The organism is Bacillus sp. EB106-02-03-XG38, from assembly GCF_058792175.1.
The window spans coordinates 356,140-380,658 of record NZ_JBYTED010000005.1; the positions used below are offsets into that span (position 1 = coordinate 356,140).

Below are 24,519 nucleotides of genomic sequence, written 5' to 3' on the forward strand. Positions count from 1 at the left end.
ACTCCCCCTTTATGATGAATTTGTTTCTTGTTGTTTAGTTATCATATTGTACAACTGAGATACTAGTGAACCATCATCTCCATCTGTCAATAATCTCGTTGAAATCCCTTGCAAAAGCCCCTGCTTATACTCGACAGGTATAAACAAGCTATCTGTAATATCGATTTTCATGTACTGTTCGTCTTGCCACGTACCTAGGTGTTGAATCACTTCTTCACCTTTTAATCCAGCTGCATTACATGCCTCTCGAATGGCTATTAAGGAGTTCTTATCCGGCATCATCTGTACTTTTTTTGCTCTCTCAACATTTGTATTTTTTCGTGAAACAGGTGTAAAATCTTTATCTAAAATAAACAAATTTCCCTTTTTATCACCAATATAATAAACATCCCCTATTTCATAGGCACGATCAAACGTTATCCTGCCTTCCCTCTGTAATTCTTCAATAATTACTCCAACTTTTAAAATTCACTCTATCTCAGCCAAGTTCTCACTTGTAAAATCTTCATCTAGATATCTCTTAAATCCCTTAAGTATTTTAAACATTTGAAACGGTAACATAACAGTGTCCCGTTTTCTTTTTTTATTGCTATGTTTATACCTGTAACAAATAATCGGATTTTCTATAATTTCTCTAACAACTCCCATATGTGTAATCATTAGCGAAGATGTAACTTTTCCCTTTAAATCTTCGAATATATTATCACGAATAGAAGCTCCTGTTACCAGGTAAACCCTGTCCCCAACCGCTTCTTCTTTTACATTTCCGCTATCGCTTTGAGACTTTGTAAGTTTAGTAAGTGATCTAGGCCATTGAACTACCCCCACTTTCACTTCGTTTAGAAGTGAGGGATTCCTAAGTAAAGAGTTCTATCGAACTCTAATTGATTAGGCTAACCCCACAGTCCCTGCGGTTAGAAGCCTTATGGCTTCATTCTTTATATTGATACTTGCGTTAATATCCCTATCATGGTGTATACGACAAGAAGGACAGTCCCATTTACGTAGGTTTAGATTTTTAACGTCTTTGTTTTGATATCCACAACAAGAACATAATTGGCTGGAAGCAAATGTTTTCGATACGGCAATGACTTGTTTGCCATACCATTTTGCTTTATATTCCAACATGGTTCGAAACTGTGACCAAGATACTTCACTAATTGCTTTTGCTAACTTACGATTTGTTAACATATTTGATACTTGCAAATCCTCTATACCGATAACATCGTGTTTTTTGATGATTTCAGTTGAGATTTTGTCTAAGTAATCTTTTCTAGCATTTGATATGTATTCATGAATTCTAGCTACTTTTACTCGTTGTTTATTCCAACGAGAAGATCCTTTTATTCTTCTAGAAAGGACACGCTGTGCTGTCGCCAACTTATCTTCTAATGATCGGAAAAACTTCGGATTTTCATAGGATTTACCATCTGACAAAATAGCGAAATCTTTTAGTCCTACATCTATTCCAATGTAAGAATGTGTTTTCGGAAGTTCTTGTACTTCTGTTTCAACTAATAGTGACACAAAATATCTGCCAGAAGGGTTTCGTCTAACAGTCGCATTTACAATACGCCCCTCTACTTCGCGGCTTTTGGCAAATCTAACAAGGCCTAGTTTCGGCAACTTTATTTTGTTCTCTACAACGGCAATGTTTTCATTTGTTTGTTTTGTGGTATAAGATTGTACGTTATTCTTCTTAGATTTAAAGCGCGGTGCGCTGTTTTGTTTTTTAAAAAAGCGAGTATAAGCATCGGCAAGGTTGCGAACAGACGACTGAATCGCAATACTATCCACTTCTTTGAGCCAAACAAACTCTTTCTTCATGGCAGGGAGTTTGGCAGAGCATGTACCATAGGTCAAGCCTTTTCCTGTCTCTTTGTATGTGCGATCCCATAAGGATAGGAAATGATTGAATACAAAGCGGGAACAACCAATCGTTTTGTTGATTAAAATTGCTTGTGATTGATTTGGATAGATACGAAACTTATAGGCTTTATTGATTATTATTTCATTCACCTCCATTTCAGTATATAACTATTACAAATCGAACATACATTCGAAAGATAGTGAAGTAACACTTTCTGTATGTCGAACAATTAAGATGGCTTCCTGCCATCCCTTGTTCGAAGCCAATTCATCTCCCACCTACTCACTGGTCTGTGACCCTTCACGCTTCTTGAGGAAGGAGTCTTCTTGGCTAAAATGATAAATTATTTGGGATTTTACAAAGATTTCATATTCCCCTATTGTATTTGAAAAAACAGCAAATTTTTGTGCCATAAAAATTTCGACTCCATTCTAACTAAACTGAGTATCATATTGCCTTTACCATAAAAATAATCACAAATGAATTTCTCTCTTATTCCATTATTGTATCATTTGTTTATACTACTCTTATGAAATATATTAAATTGATTTTTTGTTAAAAACCCATGAATTATTTACAGTTCGGTTTCAGATGACAAACGGAGACCACAGTAGTTGATGTCCCTTCCCCCACAATACATTTCGATTTCTATTTTATTAATACAAGATATAAATTGTTAGTTTAAATTATATAGTTTTAAAAAAATGCTAATAAAAAGGAGTAAGATAATGATGAAATATCATGCAATATATCCGTCATTTTATTTTGTTAAAATTTTCTTTTTTTCATAAATCTCAGCCCTTTGTTGCTATCTATATTTCATCTATGTATATCCACTTCCCTACTAAAAAGTCTTCAGACACAGTGTTGTTTTTATATCTCATGTGTAGTAATTCCCAATACAAAAAAATTCACCTACTACAAAATCACGTTTTTTTGTAAGATAACCCTATTTTAACATTAGAGATTTTTAATTCTTAAAAGGGTAATAATGGATTTTTTATTAATCTATCAATTCATTATTAATTACTCACTACCTAACATTATTTCTATATCCACAATTTAATTGATAAACAAAACGCAGAATATTCAAATAATAAAATTGTAAATATCTTGAAACCGCGGTTTTAAAGGTAATAATCATTGGATTTCATTATTTTTCCGCTTTCTGAAGGGTATATATTTTTATAGCTTTATGTATTAAGATAGATTTGTGCTAGAAAATACCGGTAAAAAAGCATAAATAAGGAAAAAGGGATGAGGTTAAAAATGAAGACTATATTAAGAAATATTGTATCAATGGCGCTCGTACTCGCTTTGTTTACAACTTCTTTCGCTGGAATCTCCAAAGCGCAAGAGATTAATAGTGAAGAAGAAAAATTAGTACAAGAAGTAGCTGCACAATTGAAATTTGTTGTTGAAGAAGCTGCAATTAAAGATAAAAATGGAAGAGTAGTAGATATTGATATTGATATGATAGAAAACAAATATGGTAAAACTGAAGAATTAGAACAATTGAGACAAGAAATCCAACGTGTAAATACACCACCTGACTATGAAGATCCATTCAAACAAGAAACGGAAGCTGTAGATAACTGTATAGAAAGAAAACTTATAGCAAATTATAAAGAATTTCTATCAGTAGGCTTTATAGGTTCTATTATTGCTAATATTACTAACAAAGAATATGAATTAGCAGCTAGAAAAATGATTAGATTAGGCGTCAAAGGTAATTTAATTGGTTTAGCTGGTCAGCTTGCTTGGTATCTAGGTACATGTATTTATGAAGAAGAAGGCTGGACAGGAAAAACATGGTGATTGATAAAAAACAACCTCTTATTTTCTAGAGGTTGTTTTTTTTGAAGAAAATAACCACATCATAATTTCAAAAAACGCTACTATAAATAGTGTTTTTATAAGGTTTTCAAACCAATTGAAATGATTATGATTTGCATAGTTAAAAGCTATTAATACAATATACAGTAGGACTATAAAAATTAACGGTCTCTTATATGTGAAATTCAAATTAATCACCCCTTAAATACTTACTTAGGAAAGTTACCTTAATACTATGTTAACCCAAAGTGCAATCACTTTCGATGATTTTCTATATTTCTCCATATTTGCAACAGACGCTATTTCTTTATAAAAGGTTCTCATAATTAATTCTAAAATACATTTATCGGAAGTTAAACTGAACATGACTCTAATGAATTCTAATATTAAATTACCCTCCAAACCTTAAATCATTTCATACCTTGATACTTCAAAATGTACTCCTTTTAGAAATAAGAAAAATTATTGAAGAACACACATCAAACGGTATAAAAAATACTATTGGAACACTTCAAAATCCAAAGGTACCTTTTAGTATATTTTTGTTATAGTTCAAGTTAACTAGATTGAATAATATTAAGATTCCTACTTTGAAAGAGGTTGTTATTTTATAAATACAAAAATTAGACTATGTTCGTGTTTCCAGTATTACTCCGAACGAAGAACAAAAAATAAATTTAGAATTCTTGAAAGAACTATTTATAATAGTGACTTATAACGGTAATAACACAAATGAAGTCATTAATAGCACTATCCAAAAGTCAACCGCACACACTTTATAATCCACTACTCAGCTCTATATAAATCAAACTTTTCCTAGTTAATCAAAAATGAATTATAACCTCTCTACCTCTGTTTAACAGAGGCTACTTTGTATTTAAGATCTTTTGTTTCTTCCATTTCTTCAGAATCTACAAGTTCTTATTTTAATTCCTTATTGAACTAATCTAATCCGTTTTTGGAAGAAGAATTTTTAAACACTACAGAATTGACTTTAATATCCCTGCACAGTCACAACACTTTAATGTGTTTTAACTATGTTCCTTTTAAAACATGAAATACATAAAACGTGCTCAATAAATAATTATAATTATTAACATGAAAAAGGCGTATCTTATTTATCAGATACGCCTTTTCACTATTTTTCTATACAACTACCAAATAATATTTTTATCTAATTTGAGAGATTTACAATTACATATTATCTATTTTTTATAAGGTTTATTAAACCAATAGTATTTCCTTCATCTATTTTATGATTAGTAACTCTTTGTAATTCCTGAATCGTTCTTAATTCATCTATTCTTCTTTCATTATGTCTTTCTTGCTCGAATATATTCACGCAATCTTTATAGTTATCTGCTCTATAATTAGAAAGATAACTCTCAAATCTACTAATTGCATATGGATAACGATAATCTACAGGTATCTTTAATATATCTAATTGTTCTACTAATTGTTTCTCAGCTAGTATTAGATTCGTCAATGTATGATTATTTTTTTCAATTCTTTTCTTTATTTGTATCCTATTTAATCTATAAATTACCTCGGTATACAATCTTGCCCCTAAATATATTGAACCACCAAAACTGATCCATACAAATATGAATCGTATTATTGCAAAATACTCTGGAATTATACTAAAAACTAATGCAAAGGGAATAAAAGCTATAAATATAAATACTATACTTAAGATAATATTTAAGAAATTTGGAAGTTGTTCTAGATTAAAATATGGACTACTTAATCTATAGTATTCTTTCCTAACATTATACAATTTTCCTACTAAAGGTTTCCCCTCACAAATATTATTGAAACATATTTCTCTTTCCATAGATGCACCTCTTACACAATTAATAAATATAATATATTAATATATTATATTTATAATATCAATATTTTATTACCATTACATACTAAATAGAATAAGCTGGGTATCTCCTCTTACATATAAACTCTTTTTATTGATACAAGATATAAATCGCGAGTTTTAATTATATAGTTGAGAAGGAATGCTATAAAATGAAAAAAGATGATGATGAAATATCAAGTAATATTTTTACTTAATTTCGCCATTTCTATTTCCTACATAATCCAAAAACAGTGCCATACTAGCTCCAATAAATATTGCAACTAGCCCTATAATAATCAAACCAATAATGTTGAAAATAAAAAATATACACATTAATTTATTTGCATATACTTATTTTTCATGTTATGATTTAATGGTTGTTAAATTAAGTAAAATTATTGCGTTTTGCTTACTTAATGATTTATAATAAAAAACCAATAAAGATAAAATTCAGCGGAGTTCTTTTCTGTTTCACCTCCGTAATTATACAAATTAAAAGAACAGGGACATATTTAGCGAAGTTTTTACCCATTCACCTTCGTAATGATATAAATGAAAAGAATGGCGATTAAATTTTTTATGCTCTACTATAGTGAGCACAAAAAACTGCCTCCCAACTGTTAGACATGTCTAACAATTAGGAGGCAGTTTTTTCTATAAAGAAATACAAATACTCTTTATACAAAAAAATCAATAACTAAGAAAATCTTTATGATTCAAGGGTAGTTCATTCTAGAGATGTATTTTCAATTCTTTTATATTGAAATCCACCATGTAGCTTTACTCTTGAGTCACTAATGACTTCTACAAATTGAAGGATTATTATAGATAATTAAAATAAGATATACCGGTAACAGAACTTTACATTGATATTAGAAATAATTATATCCATTTCGATTCATCTATTCATAATAATACGTATAGCGAATATTTAACTAATAGTATTGACGTTTATCAGGGATAGGAAGGATTTAAAACAAGAATACTTTTATATTTAGTTCGTATACATCAACTTTATACGCTTTAAAATTAATATCAGTATCCCTTATCCCCTCTTTTACCCGTTGTATTAACCATATTTCTTTAAGTACGCATATATTTGAATTAATCTTATAAGAAAAAACATGAGCTAATAACAATTCAGTTTCATATAGCATACGTAGACCACGTTAGTTGATGTCTCTTAATCCATAATACATTACTGGTTCTTTTTTTATTAGTACAAGATATAAATCGTCTGTTTGAATTATATAGTTGAGAAGAAATACTAATAAAAAGGAGGAAGAAAATGATGAACTATCAAGAAATATTCCCCTCATTAAAAAAATCTCTTTTTATCTTCATACTTCCTTTCAGTATGTTAATTTTCACACTTCCAGTACCAGCCTTTGCACAATCCAATAACAATTTAAATTCTGTTATAAATTACTATGTATCTCCTACAGGTAACGACCTCAATCCCGGCACATTAGATTGACCTTTTACTACCACTCAAAAAGTTGCTAACGTCACTAAAGAAGGAAGTACAATCTACATAAGAGGCGGAGTTTATAACCAAAAAGTTCGTGTCGCTCATTCTGGTGCTTCAGGAGCACCCATTACTTTTCAAAATTATCAAGATGAAAAAGTTATTCTTGATGGTTCTAAAGTCAAGTTAGAGGATGATGGGTTATTTACAACAAAAAACTAAAACTATATTCAAGTAAACGGATTAGAATTTCGCAATTTAAAATCTACGAAAGTTAACAAAACTCCTATATATTTCATGATTTTTAAGGTTTTAATGTAAATTAAGACAATATAAAGCAGCTCTTATCAAAAGAGCTGCTTTATATATCTTTCACATTTCTATCAATTGAAGTTCACTTCAAATTAAGGATCTGATATTTTTCCCATGATACAATACTTCCATTTTCCCCTTATACAATGATGAAATATTCGAAGTGTTTATCATAAAAGATTTTTATGTACTTTTAATTGTGGATTTAAAACAAAGTTAAACCGTTTATATATGGATTTTTGATAATATAGATAGGATTTTTTTCTTATTAAGCAAACGGGCCAGATTATTGAATACGTACTTTTAAAAGTTACCAAACATAACTTTAATTGATATAAAAATAAAAAACACAGAATTACATTGCCGATGTTTGGCTGTGTAACTACTGTGTTTTTCGCTTCATGTTATATTATTTAGTTTATGGCTGAAGCGAACAAAGACTGGCAAACGTACATTTATTATTCAAATCATCTGTAACTGTCTCGATAATAACAGAGACAGGCTCTTCTATACTACTAACTTTGTTAATTTACGTTCCATGCTAATGATTTGTAAAAGGTTATCTTGTTCTTCATTAGTTAAATGTTCTTTTGCATTCATTTCTTCAATATAGTTTTCGTATTCATGAAGAAGTTGTTCATATTCTTGCTTTTGACTTTCGAATATTTCCTTTTGGTTGAGGAAGGCATTTGCTTGAGCGAGCAATTTTTTTTCATATTCTCTAGAGGCTTTTTTATAACCATCTTTCTTGCCTTCATGTTTGCCAGCATTGTAGATATGACTACTTATTGGTGTGTCTTCTAAAAAGTCTTCACGCATTTTTTCTTTAATACCGTCAACGAAACCGTATGTCTGAACCTTTTTAATCATATCTCTTGTATTATAAAACGGAATAAGGTTTTTCTTCATAAATCGTTTAAAACCCACTGTTACTCACTCCTAAATGTTATATGTCCCCTTGAATGAGGTCGTTGAAGCCGCCAAATACAAACTCATCTTTCACTTGTTGGATAAATTCAATATCAGAAATCAAGCGGTATAATGTGACGGCAAGACCACCAATATCTAGTTTTTTAGCATCTCTACTTATCCCTACATAGATGAGATTGCTACTAGAAGCAATTAGATTTGAGTAGCTTAGTATTTTTCTTGTTTTCACTTCGTATTGTGACCACGACGAATACTTGGTTGGGTCATAATACAAGCCATGTATAGTTGCAATCAAAGTGTTAATTAAAATCGACAGAGAGGCTTGTCTCCCTACTGTTGCAACGTTTCCCATATCTATCCCATATTCAGCTAGCTTTTGTGATAACTGAGGGGAAAAAGTACTAATAGCTGGTATTGGTAAACCTGCAGTCGAATACTGATCGGATTTTAAGTGGATAGCATGTTTAAATAATGCGATTCCTAAAGCTTTTTTCCCTTCTACCCCATCATCAAGAAAGCGATCTTTGGTATATGATATGACTTTCATGGTATCTGCTCTATTGCTAATTTTATCCCGTCGATGTTCATTAGCTGTCAGACCAGTTTTAACATGAAAGGATTGAAAATCCCATGTAGTAAGTGTGCTGGTTACAATATTGGCAAGACCAAAAACCCATCCAAACAAAGGATCATGCCCCAGTGTTTTATGGCGATGATTATTCCCGCTGAAGCCCAAATCGAAATCTTTTGAACCATAGATAGCGTCATATGGAACAGGACTTGTTTGAATTTCTTCAATAGATGGCCAGTACCATTGATGCATCCGATTACTCGTTTCTTTCGGATGATCGTTCTTCACTTTTTTTGCTGCCTCTTTGTCATTTAACCGTTCTTGAAATGGAGTCAGCAAATATTGTCTGGTACATTGAAGGGCAGTAGCGAAGAAGAGAAATTTTAAGTCTAAACCATTAAGCCCAGTTTGACGCTCAAATTCTAACGTTAACTCTCGCAAATGTTTATCTGCTTGATTCGCCACTAATGCCACCCGATTAGATTCTTCCGCAATTGTAGTGATGTTATTTAATGTGATATCGGTGCTCTTACTTAACGCTGCCCTCTTTTTTCTTAGCTCTTCTAAACTCATAGTTCTTCCCCCAGCCGCACTATATATTCGGTTCTGTATATTAAGTTCTATATTACCATGTTTTTTGATTCTTTGGAGATATCCCCCTATTTTTCACAAAAAAAAGAACTAAAAATACTCTTTGTACAAAAAAATCAATGACTAAGAAAACCTTAATGATTCAAGGGTAGCTTATTTAAGAGATGTCTTTTCTATTTCTTTATATTGAGATTCACCAAGCAATGTCATTCTTGAGTCACTAAAGACTTCTACAAATTGTAGTATACCGTGGTAGATGATGTCTCTTGATCCATAATACATTACTGGTTCTTTTTTTATTAGTACAACATATAAATCGTCAGTTTGAATTATATAGTTGAGAAAGAATGCTAATAAAAAGGCGGACAAAAATTATATCCAGGTAAAAGGATTAGAGTTTCGCAATTTAAAATCAATAAAAGTTAATGAAACACCTATTGGTACTTATATTACTGGAACAGGAAGTCATATCGAGATTAGAAATAATTATATCCATCACATTGAAGCAAATGTAAAGAATGGAAACGCACACGGGATTGCTGTATACGGTACTTCATCTAGTACACAAAATAATTTAAATCATATTGTCATTGATAATAACGAAGTAGAACATTTGAAGTTAGGATTGAGTGAGGCAATTGCTGTGAATGGAAATGTAGATTCTTTTGAAGTTACCAATAACAAAGTACATGATAACAACAATATTGGAATTGTTCTGATTGGACATGAAGGAGTATCTCCGGTAGCTGCTTTAGATCAAGCACGGAATGAAATTATTCGTAACAATATTGTCCATCACAATTCATCCATCACTAATACGAGTTATAATGAATATTCTGCTGATGGTATTTACGTGGATGGCGGAAAAGAAATTATCATTGAGCAAAATCAAAGCTATGAAAACGACCTTGGAATTGAGGTGGCAAGCGAACATGCAGGAAAAAGCGCAAGCCAAATTACCGTTAGAGACAATACAATATCCAATAATATCATGAGTGGTATTGCCATTGGTGGATATGACAATCAGCAAGGATATGCTGAAAATAACACAATTATGAACAATGTAATTTATAAAAATGATACAAAAGATCAAGAGAGTGGCCAAATCGAATTAAATTATGATACCCGCAATAATGTGATTACCAATAACCAAATCTATACAAGTAATAGCCGTATTTTTATTAGCAATAATTTTAATAAAAACACTGGAAACAAACTTGATTACAATCAATACTATGGCGAATTCGATCAAAATAATGGCTTATGACAATGGAAAAGAAAAACGTATAAAGGATTTTCACCTTATCAAGCAAGTATGATGCAAGAAGGAAATGAACAACATAGTGTATTTAGCAAAATATCCCCTTCGTTCAAACTACTTTTAAAATAAACCAAATTTATTAAAACACCTTTATCTTAGCTCACTCCTCTCCCATCTCCTATAAAAGTGAATGTAAATGAAAAGTAGTAGTTTCCATTGAAACTACTACTTTCTCATACCTTTAAAAACTCTGTATCCATTCTATAAGTACATAGGCGTATCCCTGATTATTTAATAAACCATGGTTAATTTCCCCTAACATAAAATATCTATCTTCCCTTTCCTTACTGCATCATTTTAATTAGAGAATTGAGGATAAAACACTTCAAATAAAAAACTTAACCCTTTTTTATTTTACAGCAACCAGATAATTGTTCTTATATAACTTAAAACTCTTGTACGAAGTAGTCTCTTCAAACAACTAGTATTCTAGAGAATTGCTACTAAAGAAGTTGCTGTTTCTTTTATTCCTCTAAAAACTGAATCGCTTTACGGTACTTCTCCAACAGTTTTAAGTCTTTATCTGTTATCCTAGCAAGTCATGAGCGGTCAGAATTATGTTTTAAGTCTGCAAGTTTGATAGTACGGGCAAGAGAATTTCCCTTCACTTTGCTCAGATACTCAAAATAAGGCGTGTATTTCTCCTTTGTCAGTACCTGCACTGCCTCAACTATATTATGAGGTATACCAGCACTTAACAGATCATTAGCAGTTATCTCAGTATCTTCTAGAACATCATGCAAATAAGCAGTAGCTTTCTCTTCGGCCGTATTTACAAAGCTAGCAACTGCCTCAGGGTGTTTGATATAGTCCACACCCGCTTTATCTATTTGTCCAGCATGGGCATTTTTAGCTATCTCATAAGCTATCTCTATATAATAAGGTATCATCACCAAGCTCACTTTCTATTATCATTTATCAGTACTGTATTCAATAATTTCTTCGGTTATTTTCACACAATGAAACACAATAAGCAAGTGTAAAAAATGCTTTCCATTCCCTCCTCCTATGAATCTACAAAAAATAGAATCTGATTCCATGATTAAGCATGCTGAATTACTCCATACAGAAATGAAACAACAAATAAAACGTTTTTCAGAGGCTTCTAAAGAACACCCAAAAGAATATAAAAAAATGTATGAAGAAATAAAAAGGCCTAAGGAAGTATCAAGACAGCAATTACCAATGATAGTAAAAGTAAATCTGAACAGATTCAAGAATCCACAACAAAAAAGCTAACGAGGCAAAGGTAAACAACATATATATTTGAATTATATTTCTCAACAACCAAAATTAATTAACGTGGTAAAATAATAATTGGATTGGCATCCAATACCATATTACGATGGTTCAAGTCGCAGGAAGGCACCTTAGGGTGTCTTTTCTTTTGTTTGAAACACATTCTGCCAAAATACCTGTATCTTTGTTGAATTACGACTCATATAATCCAACAAACTTCGTATATATAATTTGTTACCCTAAATGGATTGACAATACGAACAGTTATAGGAGGATTTTGTGTATGGTAAAAACAGCATGTGTAAGTATGATTACTGGGATTCTTTTAATATGTTCAACAGGATGTGCCACTCAAACTGATTCTATTACAGCTAAAACTCAGTCAATTGATGATGGGACATATACAACAAAAGAGATCACAGATGCATTTCCTATAGGAACAGCCATAACTACTTATATTCGAAAAGCAGAAAAACTGAACGTAAAGCATCTCACCAGTATTCCGCTTACAGATGGTGGCGTCGGTAGAGTTCTGGAAGCAACAGATGGTTTTGTTGTCGTATGTGGAAATGAAAAAGGAGTTTTTGATGTGTTAATATTTAAAAGTTTGGAAGAAGTAAAGAAATATGAACAGAGTTTAAAGCAATAATTCATATCCTTCTTATGCCTTTTACACAGACATTGTCCCCTATCTCTTGCTATGGCTTTTTCTAAGTACAGTATAATTGCGTCATGAATACACATACGTTATAATAGTCACCTAATTACATATCAAGAGGTGCAGAAAATGAATAAAACAGAATTAACAAAAATAGTAGCAGAAAAAGCTGAACTTACACAAAAAGATGCTGCTGCAGCAACACAAGCGTTATTAGATACAATAACAAATGCGTTAGCAAATGAGGAGAAAGTACAGATTCTTGGTTTTGGTACATTTGAAGTACGTGAAAGATCTGCACGTACAGGACGTAACCCACAAACAGGTGAAGAAATGCAAATCGCCGCTTCAAAGGCACCTGCTTTTAAAGCTGGAAAAGAATTAAAAGAGGCAGTGAAATAATTATATATAGTCAAAAGGGTTTGATATTTATCTCAAACCCTTTTTTAATAGCCTTTTTCTCATAAAACAAAAAATATCATCCAAAGTTTATATAAATAATATAGATTCCCCAAAGAATGTAACTAACTTGTGTTATGATATACATTGTAAATTCGAAACCAGTGAGCTTTCTTTCTCTTTTTATTTTTCGTAAATACAGATAAAAACAAAAAGTAGATAAAAGCATTAAGAATACAGAAACATTATATATATTCTCTATACTAGTAATAACCGATCAACTCCTCACCTGAAAATTAGTTAGTATAGAATAAGCATATCATATGAAAGTTTAACTTACTTCAAATCTACTTTTTTTCAACAGAATATACTTAATATTTTCATATTTAACAGAAATACTTGTTTAAAAAGATAAAAGAATCTCTTTTGCATCAATAGATTCACAAAAGAGATTCTAATTTTAGTTCATTTACCTATAAGATATCAGGCTTATTATTCATGAGGGTTAGGTGCAATATGATATTATCCCCTTTAGGTAGACAGTGTGAAAAAGACCATGTATACACATGGATGTTACACTATTACTTGGAGGGGATTTTTCATGGCCAAAAAAGGTACAACATTTAATACATACTCAAATGAGATAAAGTTATCAGCTGTTCAAAGTTATTTAAACGGTGAAGGAAGCTACGATATGATAGCGGAGAAATATCAGATTAGAAGCTCTACACAACTTAAAAATTGGGTGAAAAAATATAAAGAATGTGGTGAAATTACAGATACTCGTGGGGAAAATAATAAAATGAAAGGTATACCTAACCCTTTAAAAGGTAAACGGATTCATTTTAAAACTGTTGAAGAAGAGCGTGATTATTATAAGGCTCAGGTTGAATATTTAAAAAAGCAGTATCCAAATCTGTAAATGGGGGCGTACTAAAATATAAAGAACGATATCATATCATTGAATTACTAAAGAGAAAATATCCCGTTATATGGCTTACTAATTTTGCGGGTGTACATCGCTCAAGTTACTATAAGTGGGTTCATACAAAAAGTATGAACAACATACGACTAGAATCCGATAAACGATTAAAAAAGGTAATTCAATCTATTCACGTAAAGCACAAAGAATATGGTTATCCACGTATGAAAATTGCTTTAGAAGAAGAGGGTTATTTTATAAATCACAAAAAGGTATATGGATTAATGAGTGAGCTTAACATTCAGTCTATTATTCGGAAGAAGCGTCGCTTCTTTAAAGGGAATTATTCTAATACTTTTCCAAATGTTTTAAACCGTGAATTCAAAGATCGCCAACAAAATGAAGCACTTGTTACAGACATTACCTACCTAAGATTTCAAGAGGGCTTCTGCTATCTTTCTGTTGTACAAGATATTTATAATAACGAAGTTGTTTCTTGGAAAATATCCAAGCGTAATGATAATGAGCTTGTATTACATACAATTGAAATGTTGGCACAAAAAAGAGATGTGCGTGGAACCATTCTCCATTCAGATCAGGGGTTCCAGTACACATCTCATGCCTACAACAAACGACTTTTAGATTTAGGTATCATTGGCAGCCACTCTCGCAAAGGAAACTGCCATGATAATGCCTGTATCGAGTAATTTTTCTCCCATTTTAAATCGGAGATGTTGTATTTGAATCATTTTAAAACAGAAGCGGATTTAATACAAGCAATTGAAGAATATATTTACTTTTATAACTATAAACGTTTCCAAAAACGACTCAACCATCGAGCTCCGATAGAATATCGAATCTCGATGGCTGCTTAGTCTTTTTAATACTGTCTACTTGACAGGGATAAGACCAATATTTCAGGGCTTTTTAAGTAAAAAATTAGTTTGATCTAACACCTTCAGAATGAAGGTGTTTTTTTCTTATAAGTCAGCGTGTGTTTGTAATAAATAATCTGGTCTTGCTGGTGCACCTCCACCGTCTCCTATATTTACAGCTTGATTTTTAAAAGAGTCGTTTACCCCTAACGATAAGATACTAATTAAAGATATTCCAAGTATAGTTAGATAGATTTTTTTCATTATTTTAACGCTCCTTTTTCTAATTCATTTTTTTGAGCTGTATTGCTCATGTAAAAATATTGACTTGCTTTGTTATGGTTATTTTCTTCATAAAACTTTAGAGCTAAGATATCAGCATATTCTTTTACGCATTCCCATAGTTTTTCTTGTTTGAAATAAGAAATTCCTTCTGAAATCGATATTTCTAAAGTTAATGTAGGGACGTTGTTGTTGAGGGCTTTTAAAATTTTAAAGCGATGTTGGAATTCTTGATTGTTAAAATCGTTACTAAGTTTTAATCCTTTTTGAATTAGTTGATCGCTGTAATTATGGTCATTTATCTTATAGTATTCATATGCTTCTACGAAAAATGCTTTGAAATGGTTTGGATTGTTCTTTGTTACTTCAGATACATGACGAATCGCGAGTTTAGATAAATTTTGTTTTGAATATAACCAAGCTAAATTATGTCTTACCATAAGGATAGAATTTTTATGGTTATTTTTTTGGAAAGTGTCTAGTGCCTTATTAAATGACTCCTCAGCTAATTCGAAATGTTTTAAATCAATACAGCACAGACCTATAAAATTGTCACAAAGTGCTACATTTATTTCATAATCTTCATGTTTTAAAAATTCTTCTCTAGCTAATTTTATATAATCAAGAGCTATTATTTGTTTATAGATTTGATAATAAAAATATCCCATTCGATAATTAAATTCAGCATGTTCTATTGGATCAGGAATGTGTATTAATAGTTCTTTTGCTTTTTCATAGTGTTCACTTGCTTCAGTGTAATTGGATGTTAAAGTACAATGGAATGCTTTAAAGAAGTGATAATAATAAGCCAGGAAGTCATCTGCTGGAGTTGTGAAATTATCCATTTCATCAAAACTGCTTTTGTTAATACTTATCCAATCTGTTAATGCTTTGTATCTAAAATCTAATAAAGAATAATATAAGAGTATGTTTTGATTTTCTTTGACATTGTTAATTTCATTGTCTATATACTCTTTTAATTGTTTTGCTTTAACTAATTGTTGTTTTAACATGGATTGATACCAGTCGTTTAATAATTTTGTTATTTGTTCATTTTCTAATTGAACATTCATAGAATCTTCCCCTTTTCCAAAATTATCTATATCTAATGTAAAACCATGGTATCATGGTATTACATTAGATTAACCTTTAAATAAGTTGATATATATATTTTTAAATATTCTGTTTATTTTACTTTTAATTTTATTCTGCCCCTTATTTAGTATGGTTTTAGCAAAAGAAATACTATTAAATTCAGGGCACATTTATGAACAGGATGACGGATATTACATACGTTTATCATAAACCTATGCTTCAATTTTATATTTATTAAGATTAATATAAAAATTAAAAGGAACTATCCATATACATTAATGTGAGGTCATTGCATCAAGTTAAGAAATTCATTATCCTGAAAACGAAAAAAATGAATTCTCATAAATTGGTGTAGAGAGATAAAAATTTTCTTTTTGTGGGTATTTCAAAATTTTAGCTTGATGGATATATGTCACTCCCCCTATAACTGATTGTTGTTAGAACCGCTGCTCCCACAAGGAAAATATCTGAAAAAATTTATTTTTAAACAAAACCTCTTTATAAAAAGTGGACGTCATTCTTTTAAATCAATAGCAATGGAGTACCACCACATCGTTATCAACCTAAGAGAAGGAACTATCACAAAAACAAAAAAACGATAAAAAAATAATAAAAAAGCTTATCATTAAGTGCTAAAGGATAAGCTTTTTTGTCTATATTTATTAAATTTTATTGGATCTCTTCCACGCTATGACTGTAATAAGATATTGAATACCAAATAGGAAAACGAAAAGTATAATGAATTTTGCTATTGCTACTAACCATCCACCGAAATCTTCAGGGAAGTAATATTTGTATGTAGTAGCACCTATTGCGACAAAACAAAAAATAAAGGTATTACTCATTTTTTCTTTTAATTTTTCTTTTAATTGCTCTTTATTATTAATATCTGTTTCATAAACTCCAGTTAGAATAGATTTAATAAAGAAGAAAATCATATAACAAATTATAATGGCTAATGAAGCAATCCATTCTAGGAATGGGCGGTGTAGATATGCTCCCCTTATTACAACATCTATAAAAGCTAAAAGTAGGACAATAATTCCAGATTGCGCCCAAATTTTCATTTCGATTTGTTGAATTCTTTCATCTGAGTGTGTACTGAGTGAAAACCATTTTTTTAGTTTTTCCATTTTAGAATTCCTCCCAAAATAATTTATCTAAATTCTTATCTATTGTTTTAGCTATATGCATACAAAGCTTTAAAGAAGGGTTACACTTATTGCTTTCAATAAGACTACTGGTTCGTCGCGTAACGTTTACAACACCGGCCAACTCCTGTTGAGTTAGACTTTTTTAACTCTTCCCATTTTCTCTTTACTTACAAACATTAAATAAACTTCATTTGTAAAGTTAATTTCATACCACAACATCTTATATTCTATATATTAAATTACAAAGAAAATAAATGCAATATATATTTTACATAAAGACATATATATATTACTGAACTCTTTGTTTTTTTATCTAAAACTATCCTACAAATATAAGAATAGAAATTTTTTCTGTAGACGCCTTTTTCTTGTAGTTATTTTCGCATCCCCAATGTAACAGCAAGGGATTTATGTATCTGAGTTTTGGTGTACTTTATATTAAATATGCATAATTACATAATTATTCTTTATATAACAATATATAAATTTACATTTTTAACCTGTAAAATACAGGATGTTAAATAAATACCTAAGGGGTTGTTAATATGAAAAAATTTATGGGCATGTTAGCTATGTGTTTTGCACTTACTTACACTAGCATTTTTACCAACTATTTCAAAGGCGGATTCTTCTCCACTACGAAGTGTTAGCATTAGTGCTGTGGGCGATAATAACAAAATGTATAGTGCAAGTTCTTACTTATCTATTCCTGTTCTTAAGGGCGATTACCTTTATGTTAAAGTTAGTGAAGTAGGTACACCAGATTCATATTCAGAAGCTTTAACTATTAATAGTATTAGATATGCAGGAAGTTCTTTAGACGAAGTCAGTTCTTATACTGGTCCATTCGGATCTGAAAAAACATTTAGATTACGTATCAAAGATTCGTACATCTTCTCAAATACACCAAATTCAACAAACACTATAGCTTTTGAAGCTAGAGTTCCTTTCTCAATGCAAGTATTATCTAAAAGCATATCGGTTCATGTAGAATAATTTATAACATTATCATTAAATAAAAAATACATCCCTATAAGGATGTATTTTTTATTTAATAGAAACATAATTTGAACTTACCGTTATAGAAAAAGGGCCACCCTAAAAATGGTGAACTTAATATTGTTCAAAGTTACTTGTATTGATCCCCAAATTAATTGTGCAATCTACCCTTTTCATCTACTAAGTTCTTTTACTAAGAAATAGAATCTAAAAAAGAAATAGAAATGAACCTTTTTTAATTCATCTTTTTTTCGTTTTAGGGGAGATTTTGTTTTGTGGCTTGATAACAATGTGGAGGTATCCTAGGTTTAAAAATCCCTGTAGTTACTGCATGCTAGCAACAACCTTTTGAAATTTAGGTTACTGAGAGGTATAATTATCAGAAAATCTAAGGAGTTATATATATGTCTAATATAAAAATAATAGCTGAGGTTCTGAGTATAGGGTTACAAATTGGTTTATTTTCAAAAACTGAAATAATTGATTGGGCTGATCAGACAATTGAAGCATTAGATAGCCCTTCTATTGAAATTATAGAAGTTTCTCTATCTAGTAATGATAAGTTGATTGACATCGTACCTAAATTAAAAAATGTAAAAGGAACGTATGATAGAAAATTACCCGTAAAAATAATACTGGGACTTTTATGGGATAAATTTATTCTAAATGAAGAAAATGTATTGAAAATAAAACCATTTATATTTAATTTGATACATAATAATTGCTGTGAGGGATTTAGTTATGTAGATGAACAGCTATATAATTTTAATGAGGATATTAATTTAGCCGCAGATAATATATATGGGAATCTAGAAGATATTAGTCAAGAATTAAAAAGCTTTTTATCTCCTTATAAAGACTTTAGTAAATACTTTAGTTTTTGGGAAACTTGAAAAATATTAAATTGATGGAAATAGATCATTTGGAAATAGATTCTCATAAAATGGTAGTTTTATAAGTACAGGATATCCAGAAAGATAAAGGAGAGTTTACATGCAAGATAAATACATACAATATGAAGAATTAAGTGATTTTTTAGCAGGAACTTTCCATCAAGATATTGAATCACTCGAATTCGCTATAAACGAATTTATCAATGAAGTTACTAATATATGTTTAGAGAATACTATTGAAGACATTACAGCATTCCTACAAAGTGGTTTATCTGTTCATGAAAAAGAAGAATTCATCATATATAATACCGAAATTTATTTTCCTACTTTAAACCTTACTCCTATAAAATGGCTAGAACAAATAATTGAACTCTTAAAAAGAGCATTAAAAAATAAATAGTAAGACCGATTTTCAACCGCCCTTTACAGGTGATCTTTTACTTTTTCTACTTCACATATACAAAAGATTTATTTGTCGTAACATAATATATCCCCCTCCTTTTCATTCATGATTTTTTACTTCTTTTCTCTCCCTTGCCAATGAATATAGTATATAATTCAGCACCTCCCAAAACTGTTTTTCTTCCACATTACGAGAAAAATCCCCTCAAGGTATCTCAAAAGCAGGACAATTATTTAATATTCCTATACTCTCCAACATACAACAAAATACATCGTAAAATATATCTTACGATGTATTTTAAAAGGGAAATCGGCATCAGCTTTCTAACCCATATATTTTTGAGGAGCTTTACCCATAAGTTGGCCTTGTGTTAATTATTAACCTATAAGCTGGCCATTATTTTATGTGAGATTTTATACATATGGAGTAAAGGAAATAAAGATAATGATTGCTTTTAACCACTGATATAATGGAATGAATAAGAAACTGCATACGTAGGTGAATAGGATAAATCTAATTCTCTTAACGAAAGGAATCAACACTGCAAAGTCTATTCTTCAAAAATCAATAATCACTACTCTATTTAATATTAATACTAAGTACAAACACACTATCACTAGTTTTGTTTGTTGCATTTAATATAATGAATCTATTTTCTGAAAGGAGTTTTGCTATTTGCCTGTCCCTAAGAAAAAGCCTCCTAAACCGCCTCAAAAACAACCCACATCACCGTCTCCCTGCATACCAGAGATTACTCTCGATGCTTCTCCTGCTAAAAATTGCTTTATTCAGTTATCTGGAACAGTTACTTGTGGAGGAGAACCTATTACAGATGCTACTGTGGAGTTCGAAAGCGCTTCTCCAGAAATTAATCCGATCCCCTCAGCAAAAACTGATAAAAAGGGAAACTTCTCCTCTGTTGTCGATATAAAATCTGGTGTACAATCCAGTGAAATATCAATAACTGCTTCAACTAAAGTTAAAGAAGGTTTTGCTTCTATATCCAAAAAAGCAATAATAGAATGCCAGGCCCCACCTCCTAAGAACAGAATTTATGTTACAAATGGGGCTCTCATTCCCCCTCTCAATGGCGCTAGTGAACCAATTTCGGTGATTGATGGCAATACAGATCTTATTATTACAAAAGTCTTGAGTGGGATTACCCCATTTGACATTGCGGTGAATCCAGTTACGAATCGCATATATGTCACAAATCGCTTCGGAGATACAGTTTCAATAATTGACATTCTCACCAATGCACTTATCACTGTGATTCCAGTGGTTAATCCTGGAGCAATTGCAGTTAATACTGTCACAAATAAAATATACGTGGCTAATTTAGGAGTAAATACTGTTTCGGTGATTGACGGAGTTTTAAATCAAGTGATTGATACCATACAAGTAGGGAAAGATCCTTCCGAAATTGCCGTTAATCCTATTACGAATAGGATATATGTTGTAAATAACGGGGATGATAATGTTTTTGTTATTGACGGGGAACTTAATATCGTTTTTGGTGTTATTTTGGGTTTAAATTCTCCAACTGGTTTAGCGGTGAACACTATTAACAATCTGATTTATATTGTAAATAATGCAGTAAATAGCGTGCTAGTAGTGGATGGTTTTACACATAAAGTAATTGAAGAGGTCAAGGTAGGAGCCTCTCCTCAAAAAATTACAATTAATCTATCTCATCCTTTTACATCTCGACTCTATGTTACAAACCTTGGTGATGGTACTGTATCAGTTATAGATGGGGATAAAAACATTGTGATGGTCACAATTCAGGTTGGGAAGCAACCACTTGGAGTTGCAGTAAATCCATTAACAAATCGCGTATATGTTACAAATTTTGCAGATTCAACTGTTTCAGTGGTTAATGGCCTAACGAATATAGTCGTTGATTCAATCAAATTAGATGATGTGAATGGTGGGATTGCGGTCCTCCCATAGAATAAGGTGGAACCTTGAAAGATTTGATGGAACTATGTCGTTCTGTGGCACCTAAAAAAAAGCCCTCCTTCTCTTTCAGAGGGAGAGCCTTTATGGTGTATATGAAAAAAAAGGATATTAAGTCATATCTGAAACCAAAAAATAAAATTCATAACTCGGTCGCTTTCTTTGGCGGACTATTTTCTTCTGAATTTCTTTGGTTTAAAGGTCTTTGTGCTATTGCAGCACTATTAGCTTTTATGGATATTAAGCGGAAAATTAATAAGTATAAGGTAGCATTGTGAAAAGGAGCCACTGCAGGTTCTTTTTTTCTGTTCAAAATAAAAAAGCAGCTAATTCGCTACTTTTATTTGCTCCAACCTTCAAAATCTTTATATTGCTCTGGATATTCATTTTTGATTACATTTTCATGCCATGCATCATCTGCGTCCGGCCTTGACTGCTTATTATTGTATTCATTCACATCACCATTTACATTGAACCACTCAGGATTCCTATGAACGTAACGGTAAATAAACTGTCTTGCTTCTTTTAAATATGCTTATAATAAATAATCATTTATACTATTAAAGTTCCTGTCAGTTATTAATATGAAATCGACAATTGCAAAAACTTTATTTCCTTGAGTCCTAATACTTTGTGCTAGGACTTTTCATCATTCAAATCACATACCACTTTAAATTAAATCCTCTATATCTAAACCCGTAGTACTTTTTATCGATTCCAAAACTGCTCCGTACTTTCTCCATACAAACTTGTAAACTAACTTCTTATATTCTTTACATACTCATCATACAACATGGCTTTCACATCAAGTATTTCAGGCATTTGCTTCACCCCTTTTGATTTCTCTCATATCAGTAGGCCCTTTCCAGATAACCGCTTGTTTCTATTGTATTTTCTTTTTCCCAACATACGAGGGGATAAAATCATATATAATACCAATATCTTTATCCAGTATACCCTGCATGTTTAAATTACTGACAACCTCAGTTACTAAACCACTCGGATTTTTCCTTTATATATATCTTCCTGGAATAGATTGCAGTTTCTCTAATTCAAATTGATCTATCACTACTTCTGATACAGTAAGAGTCGATAAACAAAAACCGAGCTTTGCATTTGCCATCTTTTTACTATCCTAAGCAAGATTTCTCCTGTAGGATACTATACTTACAAAAGACAATACGAAATCCGAGTCCCCTTCAACGCGCGTATTATACAATGAATATAAATATTGAGCTCATCGATGTAGATGCTCTTATTAGCATAATGAAGCATACATATTAAAGAGCTATTACTATACAAGGATTGGCTCTTTTCTTATAACAAATCGAAAATCAATTATTCTTGCAAAATACCTTCATAACATCTGTTATACTGTATATTGAAATTTAAAATACTTAAGGGGGATTAGGATGGCAAAAGCAATTAATGAAAAAGAAGAAAAAAAGCGCAGAGGGTGCGGATGTTTTGGGTGCCTAGGTATTATTATTTTATTAATTATTTTAATTGGCTCTTGCGCTAAAGACTCGGATAACGATAAATCCCACAAAGCCGCTACTACTATTAAACAAGAAGAAACAAAGAAATCTGAGGAATCAAAGGAAGACGAGAAAAAACAACAAGAGCAACAAGAAGAGCTCAAAAAACAAGAAGCTGAACAAAAACGACAACAGGAACTTCAGAAACAACGTGATGAACAGCAAAAACAACAAGAATTGAAGAAACAACAAGAGCAACAAAAGAAACAAGAAGCTGCTACTCAACCCAAAACAAATCAAGTAACAGAACAAAATGGTACTTGTACTATCAAAGGCAATAAAAATAGTAGGGGCGAGAAAATTTATCATATGCCTGGTCAACAGTTCTATGATAAAACAAAAGCTGAAGAAATATTTTGTTCAGAAGCCGACGCAAAATCTGCTGGTTATAGAGCATCAAAAAAATAAATTAAAAAACCGGCTCCTTATGAGTCGGTTTTTGTTTTCCCCTCGACACCTCTAATTCTAAAATAAGGTATGGATTTAATTCGACATAAAATATTCGAGTCTAGATTTGAAGGCATATTCAAAACAACATGTAGATACACACATAATGCTACAGTGAGATTGGAACGACCACGGAAAGTACCAATATAGATGCATAATAAAAAGAGCCCTCCACTAAAGGAAACGGCTCTTTTGCACTTCACATACACATAGGCTTCATTTGCTGTTACATAGTATGTTTTCCCTTTTCTATTGTGTACTTTATATTGTGACAATCTATTGACAGTTACTTTCGCATCAATCCTAAATCCTGCATCTAAAAAACCAGCAACAACTATGGATAAAATATGTTTCTATTTCTTTTTCATTTCCTATTGTCATCCTTTTTCATAATTTTCGTATGGTCAAACAATCCACTTGCTGACAATCCGATAATCATTCCTTGAAATATATTCATTTTGATATCTTGTGACAAAAATAAAACACCTAGCATAATGCCAAGCGTCAAATTAAATATCGGGATATATTTCGTTTGCAATCCATTTGTTTTTGCAATTTGTGATAACCCTATAACAACCCCAATCATTGACGCAATTTCAATCATTACATACCGCCACCCTTCAAGAGAAAGGTCAAAGCTGCTCCAATTAGACCACCAATAATAAGACGTAAGATCCATGTTGTATTAGCGCTAATCTTATCTAATTGCTTATTGATATTAATAATGTCTTTTTCATTACCTGTTGTCCGCATTTCTAAACTTCTAATCTCTAATCGTATATCCTTAATATCTTGCCTTATTTCCTGAACATCGCCTTTCACCTCTTGTATACCATCCATATTGCACCTCTTTCCCACTTCTTATTTGATTTAAAATAAAAAAGCCTACATTACATATGTTTGGC

Annotated in this window: 23 protein-coding genes and 7 pseudogenes; 16 read left to right on the top strand and 14 right to left on the bottom strand. The window is 31.3% G+C overall.

Annotated elements, in window-relative coordinates; all coding sequences use genetic code 11:
* Positions 1-9: 9 nt before the first annotated feature.
* The 3 genes from AC3WTI_RS22375 to tnpB all read right to left on the bottom strand — a co-directional run bounded on the left by AC3WTI_RS22375 (position 10) and on the right by tnpB (position 2,025).
* Positions 10-357 carry a hypothetical protein gene (locus tag AC3WTI_RS22375; protein ID WP_000470160.1) on the bottom strand — a complete coding sequence of 116 codons (348 nt, stop codon included), beginning with the start codon at positions 355-357 and terminating at the stop codon, positions 10-12.
* A gap of 111 nt (positions 358-468) precedes the next feature.
* On the bottom strand, positions 469-828 hold the full coding sequence (locus AC3WTI_RS22380; protein ID WP_257127607.1) for a hypothetical protein: 360 nt from the start codon (positions 826-828) through the stop codon (positions 469-471).
* A 60-nt stretch (positions 829-888) separates the two neighbouring features.
* Positions 889-2,025 carry an IS200/IS605 family element RNA-guided endonuclease TnpB gene (gene tnpB / locus AC3WTI_RS22385; RefSeq protein WP_186326974.1) on the bottom strand — a complete coding sequence of 379 codons (1,137 nt, stop codon included), beginning with the start codon at positions 2,023-2,025 and terminating at the stop codon, positions 889-891.
* 1,102 nt (positions 2,026-3,127) lie between these two features.
* Here tnpB and AC3WTI_RS22390 point away from each other — a divergent pair.
* Positions 3,128-3,688, top strand: coding sequence for a hypothetical protein (locus AC3WTI_RS22390; protein WP_492304458.1), 561 nt, complete (start codon positions 3,128-3,130; stop codon positions 3,686-3,688).
* A 677-nt stretch (positions 3,689-4,365) separates the two neighbouring features.
* Positions 4,366-4,485: pseudogene (locus tag AC3WTI_RS22395) on the top strand (recombinase family protein); the annotation flags it as partial.
* A 422-nt stretch (positions 4,486-4,907) separates the two neighbouring features.
* On the opposite strand, the gene AC3WTI_RS22400 reads toward AC3WTI_RS22395, so the two are convergent.
* Positions 4,908-5,540: a hypothetical protein gene (locus AC3WTI_RS22400; RefSeq protein WP_000439082.1), complete on the bottom strand. Its 633-nt coding sequence runs from the start codon at positions 5,538-5,540 to the stop codon at positions 4,908-4,910.
* 1,309 nt (positions 5,541-6,849) lie between these two features.
* Between AC3WTI_RS22400 and AC3WTI_RS22405 the strand changes: the two are divergent.
* Positions 6,850-7,317, top strand: a pseudogene (locus AC3WTI_RS22405) (right-handed parallel beta-helix repeat-containing protein); the annotation flags it as partial.
* Between the two features lie 528 nt (positions 7,318-7,845).
* On the opposite strand, the gene AC3WTI_RS22410 reads toward AC3WTI_RS22405, so the two are convergent.
* Both AC3WTI_RS22410 and AC3WTI_RS22415 read right to left on the bottom strand, forming a co-directional pair.
* Entirely contained in the window at positions 7,846-8,265 is a 420-nt protein-coding gene (locus tag AC3WTI_RS22410; RefSeq protein WP_098904153.1) for a hypothetical protein, read from the bottom strand.
* Positions 8,266-8,284: 19 nt separating this feature from the next.
* On the bottom strand, positions 8,285-9,412 hold the full coding sequence (locus AC3WTI_RS22415; RefSeq protein WP_098904154.1) for a hypothetical protein: 1,128 nt from the start codon (positions 9,410-9,412) through the stop codon (positions 8,285-8,287).
* A 382-nt stretch (positions 9,413-9,794) separates the two neighbouring features.
* Between AC3WTI_RS22415 and AC3WTI_RS22420 the strand changes: the two are divergent.
* Positions 9,795-10,820 (top strand): annotated as a pseudogene (locus AC3WTI_RS22420) (right-handed parallel beta-helix repeat-containing protein); the annotation flags it as partial.
* A 395-nt stretch (positions 10,821-11,215) separates the two neighbouring features.
* Here AC3WTI_RS22420 and AC3WTI_RS22425 read toward each other — a convergent pair.
* Positions 11,216-11,641, bottom strand: a pseudogene (locus tag AC3WTI_RS22425) (GTP pyrophosphokinase).
* A gap of 148 nt (positions 11,642-11,789) precedes the next feature.
* On the opposite strand from AC3WTI_RS22425, the gene AC3WTI_RS22430 reads away from it, so the two are divergent.
* From AC3WTI_RS22430 to AC3WTI_RS22455, 6 genes are all read left to right on the top strand, one after another.
* Positions 11,790-11,990 carry a hypothetical protein gene (locus tag AC3WTI_RS22430; RefSeq protein ID WP_492304459.1) on the top strand — a complete coding sequence of 67 codons (201 nt, stop codon included), beginning with the start codon at positions 11,790-11,792 and terminating at the stop codon, positions 11,988-11,990.
* A 283-nt stretch (positions 11,991-12,273) separates the two neighbouring features.
* Positions 12,274-12,639 (top strand): hypothetical protein, encoded by a 366-nt coding sequence (locus AC3WTI_RS22435; protein ID WP_492304460.1) that lies wholly within the window; start codon positions 12,274-12,276, stop codon positions 12,637-12,639.
* A 138-nt stretch (positions 12,640-12,777) separates the two neighbouring features.
* A complete protein-coding gene (locus AC3WTI_RS22440) occupies positions 12,778-13,050 on the top strand; it encodes an HU family DNA-binding protein (protein ID WP_064475131.1) in 273 nt (90 codons plus the stop codon).
* 598 nt (positions 13,051-13,648) lie between these two features.
* Positions 13,649-13,969 carry a helix-turn-helix domain-containing protein gene (locus tag AC3WTI_RS22445; protein ID WP_001074671.1) on the top strand — a complete coding sequence of 107 codons (321 nt, stop codon included), beginning with the start codon at positions 13,649-13,651 and terminating at the stop codon, positions 13,967-13,969.
* A 35-nt stretch (positions 13,970-14,004) separates the two neighbouring features.
* A complete protein-coding gene (locus AC3WTI_RS22450; protein ID WP_304487561.1) occupies positions 14,005-14,676 on the top strand; it encodes an IS3 family transposase in 672 nt (223 codons plus the stop codon).
* Between the two features lie 33 nt (positions 14,677-14,709).
* Positions 14,710-14,844, top strand: a complete 135-nt coding sequence (locus tag AC3WTI_RS22455; RefSeq protein WP_149282397.1) for an IS3 family transposase — start codon at positions 14,710-14,712, stop codon at positions 14,842-14,844.
* A 105-nt stretch (positions 14,845-14,949) separates the two neighbouring features.
* Here AC3WTI_RS22455 and AC3WTI_RS22460 read toward each other — a convergent pair whose 3' ends face one another.
* From AC3WTI_RS22460 to AC3WTI_RS22475, 4 genes and pseudogenes are all read right to left on the bottom strand, one after another.
* Positions 14,950-15,108 carry a Phr family secreted Rap phosphatase inhibitor gene (locus AC3WTI_RS22460; protein WP_098904157.1) on the bottom strand — a complete coding sequence of 53 codons (159 nt, stop codon included), beginning with the start codon at positions 15,106-15,108 and terminating at the stop codon, positions 14,950-14,952.
* The gene (locus AC3WTI_RS22465) at positions 15,108-16,199 is read right to left on the bottom strand and encodes a response regulator aspartate phosphatase (protein WP_098521819.1); all 1,092 of its coding nucleotides are present in this window, start codon (positions 16,197-16,199) and stop codon (positions 15,108-15,110) included. The genes AC3WTI_RS22460 and AC3WTI_RS22465 overlap by 1 nt, the downstream gene beginning before the upstream one ends.
* 684 nt (positions 16,200-16,883) lie before the next feature.
* Positions 16,884-17,354 carry a DUF6773 family protein gene (locus tag AC3WTI_RS22470; protein ID WP_142306610.1) on the bottom strand — a complete coding sequence of 157 codons (471 nt, stop codon included), beginning with the start codon at positions 17,352-17,354 and terminating at the stop codon, positions 16,884-16,886.
* Position 17,355: 1 nt separating this feature from the next.
* Positions 17,356-17,552, bottom strand: a pseudogene (locus tag AC3WTI_RS22475) (helix-turn-helix transcriptional regulator).
* Positions 17,553-17,920: 368 nt separating this feature from the next.
* On the opposite strand from AC3WTI_RS22475, the pseudogene AC3WTI_RS22480 reads away from it, so the two are divergent.
* The 6 genes and pseudogenes from AC3WTI_RS22480 (at position 17,921) to AC3WTI_RS22505 (ending at position 23,575) form a co-directional block, all read left to right on the top strand.
* Positions 17,921-18,371 (top strand): annotated as a pseudogene (locus AC3WTI_RS22480) (hypothetical protein).
* Between the two features lie 407 nt (positions 18,372-18,778).
* Positions 18,779-19,267, top strand: a complete 489-nt coding sequence (locus AC3WTI_RS22485) for a hypothetical protein (protein ID WP_144488477.1) — start codon at positions 18,779-18,781, stop codon at positions 19,265-19,267.
* 100 nt (positions 19,268-19,367) lie between these two features.
* Positions 19,368-19,667: a contact-dependent growth inhibition system immunity protein gene (locus AC3WTI_RS22490; RefSeq protein WP_098904065.1), complete on the top strand. Its 300-nt coding sequence runs from the start codon at positions 19,368-19,370 to the stop codon at positions 19,665-19,667.
* A gap of 678 nt (positions 19,668-20,345) precedes the next feature.
* Complete coding sequence (locus tag AC3WTI_RS22495; RefSeq protein WP_098904064.1) at positions 20,346-21,623, top strand: YncE family protein; 1,278 nt, start codon at positions 20,346-20,348, stop codon at positions 21,621-21,623.
* A 92-nt stretch (positions 21,624-21,715) separates the two neighbouring features.
* Positions 21,716-21,907 carry a hypothetical protein gene (locus AC3WTI_RS22500; protein WP_306647851.1) on the top strand — a complete coding sequence of 64 codons (192 nt, stop codon included), beginning with the start codon at positions 21,716-21,718 and terminating at the stop codon, positions 21,905-21,907.
* A 1,134-nt stretch (positions 21,908-23,041) separates the two neighbouring features.
* Complete coding sequence (locus AC3WTI_RS22505; RefSeq protein ID WP_492304461.1) at positions 23,042-23,575, top strand: sunset domain-containing protein; 534 nt, start codon at positions 23,042-23,044, stop codon at positions 23,573-23,575.
* A gap of 236 nt (positions 23,576-23,811) precedes the next feature.
* Here the strand turns inward: AC3WTI_RS22505 and AC3WTI_RS22510 are convergent.
* The 3 genes and pseudogenes from AC3WTI_RS22510 to AC3WTI_RS22520 all read right to left on the bottom strand — a co-directional run.
* Positions 23,812-23,946: pseudogene (locus tag AC3WTI_RS22510) on the bottom strand (N-acetylmuramoyl-L-alanine amidase); the annotation flags it as partial.
* A 32-nt stretch (positions 23,947-23,978) separates the two neighbouring features.
* Positions 23,979-24,218: a holin gene (locus tag AC3WTI_RS22515; RefSeq protein WP_098904061.1), complete on the bottom strand. Its 240-nt coding sequence runs from the start codon at positions 24,216-24,218 to the stop codon at positions 23,979-23,981.
* On the bottom strand, positions 24,218-24,454 hold the full coding sequence (locus AC3WTI_RS22520) for a hemolysin XhlA family protein (protein ID WP_000348715.1): 237 nt from the start codon (positions 24,452-24,454) through the stop codon (positions 24,218-24,220). The genes AC3WTI_RS22515 and AC3WTI_RS22520 overlap by 1 nt, the downstream gene beginning before the upstream one ends.
* Between the last annotated feature and the right edge of the window lie 65 nt (positions 24,455-24,519).

What these genes read in the sequence shown, in the direction of transcription:
- tnpB (WP_186326974.1), bottom strand. Translation starts at nt 2,025, where the DNA reads ATGGAGGTGAATGAAATAATAATCAATAAAGCCTATAAGTTTCGTATC.
- AC3WTI_RS22390 (WP_492304458.1), top strand. Translation starts at nt 3,128, where the DNA reads ATGAGGTTAAAAATGAAGACTATATTAAGAAATATTGTATCAATGGCG.
- AC3WTI_RS22400 (WP_000439082.1), bottom strand. Translation starts at nt 5,540, where the DNA reads ATGGAAAGAGAAATATGTTTCAATAATATTTGTGAGGGGAAACCTTTA.
- AC3WTI_RS22415 (WP_098904154.1), bottom strand. Translation starts at nt 9,412, where the DNA reads ATGAGTTTAGAAGAGCTAAGAAAAAAGAGGGCAGCGTTAAGTAAGAGC.
- AC3WTI_RS22430 (WP_492304459.1), top strand. Translation starts at nt 11,790, where the DNA reads ATGATTAAGCATGCTGAATTACTCCATACAGAAATGAAACAACAAATA.
- AC3WTI_RS22435 (WP_492304460.1), top strand. Translation starts at nt 12,274, where the DNA reads ATGGTAAAAACAGCATGTGTAAGTATGATTACTGGGATTCTTTTAATA.
- AC3WTI_RS22440 (WP_064475131.1), top strand. Translation starts at nt 12,778, where the DNA reads ATGAATAAAACAGAATTAACAAAAATAGTAGCAGAAAAAGCTGAACTT.
- AC3WTI_RS22445 (WP_001074671.1), top strand. Translation starts at nt 13,649, where the DNA reads ATGGCCAAAAAAGGTACAACATTTAATACATACTCAAATGAGATAAAG.
- AC3WTI_RS22460 (WP_098904157.1), bottom strand. Translation starts at nt 15,108, where the DNA reads ATGAAAAAAATCTATCTAACTATACTTGGAATATCTTTAATTAGTATC.
- AC3WTI_RS22465 (WP_098521819.1), bottom strand. Translation starts at nt 16,199, where the DNA reads ATGAATGTTCAATTAGAAAATGAACAAATAACAAAATTATTAAACGAC.
- AC3WTI_RS22470 (WP_142306610.1), bottom strand. Translation starts at nt 17,354, where the DNA reads ATGGAAAAACTAAAAAAATGGTTTTCACTCAGTACACACTCAGATGAA.
- AC3WTI_RS22485 (WP_144488477.1), top strand. Translation starts at nt 18,779, where the DNA reads ATGTCTAATATAAAAATAATAGCTGAGGTTCTGAGTATAGGGTTACAA.
- AC3WTI_RS22490 (WP_098904065.1), top strand. Translation starts at nt 19,368, where the DNA reads ATGCAAGATAAATACATACAATATGAAGAATTAAGTGATTTTTTAGCA.
- AC3WTI_RS22500 (WP_306647851.1), top strand. Translation starts at nt 21,716, where the DNA reads ATGGTGTATATGAAAAAAAAGGATATTAAGTCATATCTGAAACCAAAA.
- AC3WTI_RS22505 (WP_492304461.1), top strand. Translation starts at nt 23,042, where the DNA reads ATGGCAAAAGCAATTAATGAAAAAGAAGAAAAAAAGCGCAGAGGGTGC.
- AC3WTI_RS22515 (WP_098904061.1), bottom strand. Translation starts at nt 24,218, where the DNA reads ATGATTGAAATTGCGTCAATGATTGGGGTTGTTATAGGGTTATCACAA.
- AC3WTI_RS22520 (WP_000348715.1), bottom strand. Translation starts at nt 24,454, where the DNA reads ATGGATGGTATACAAGAGGTGAAAGGCGATGTTCAGGAAATAAGGCAA.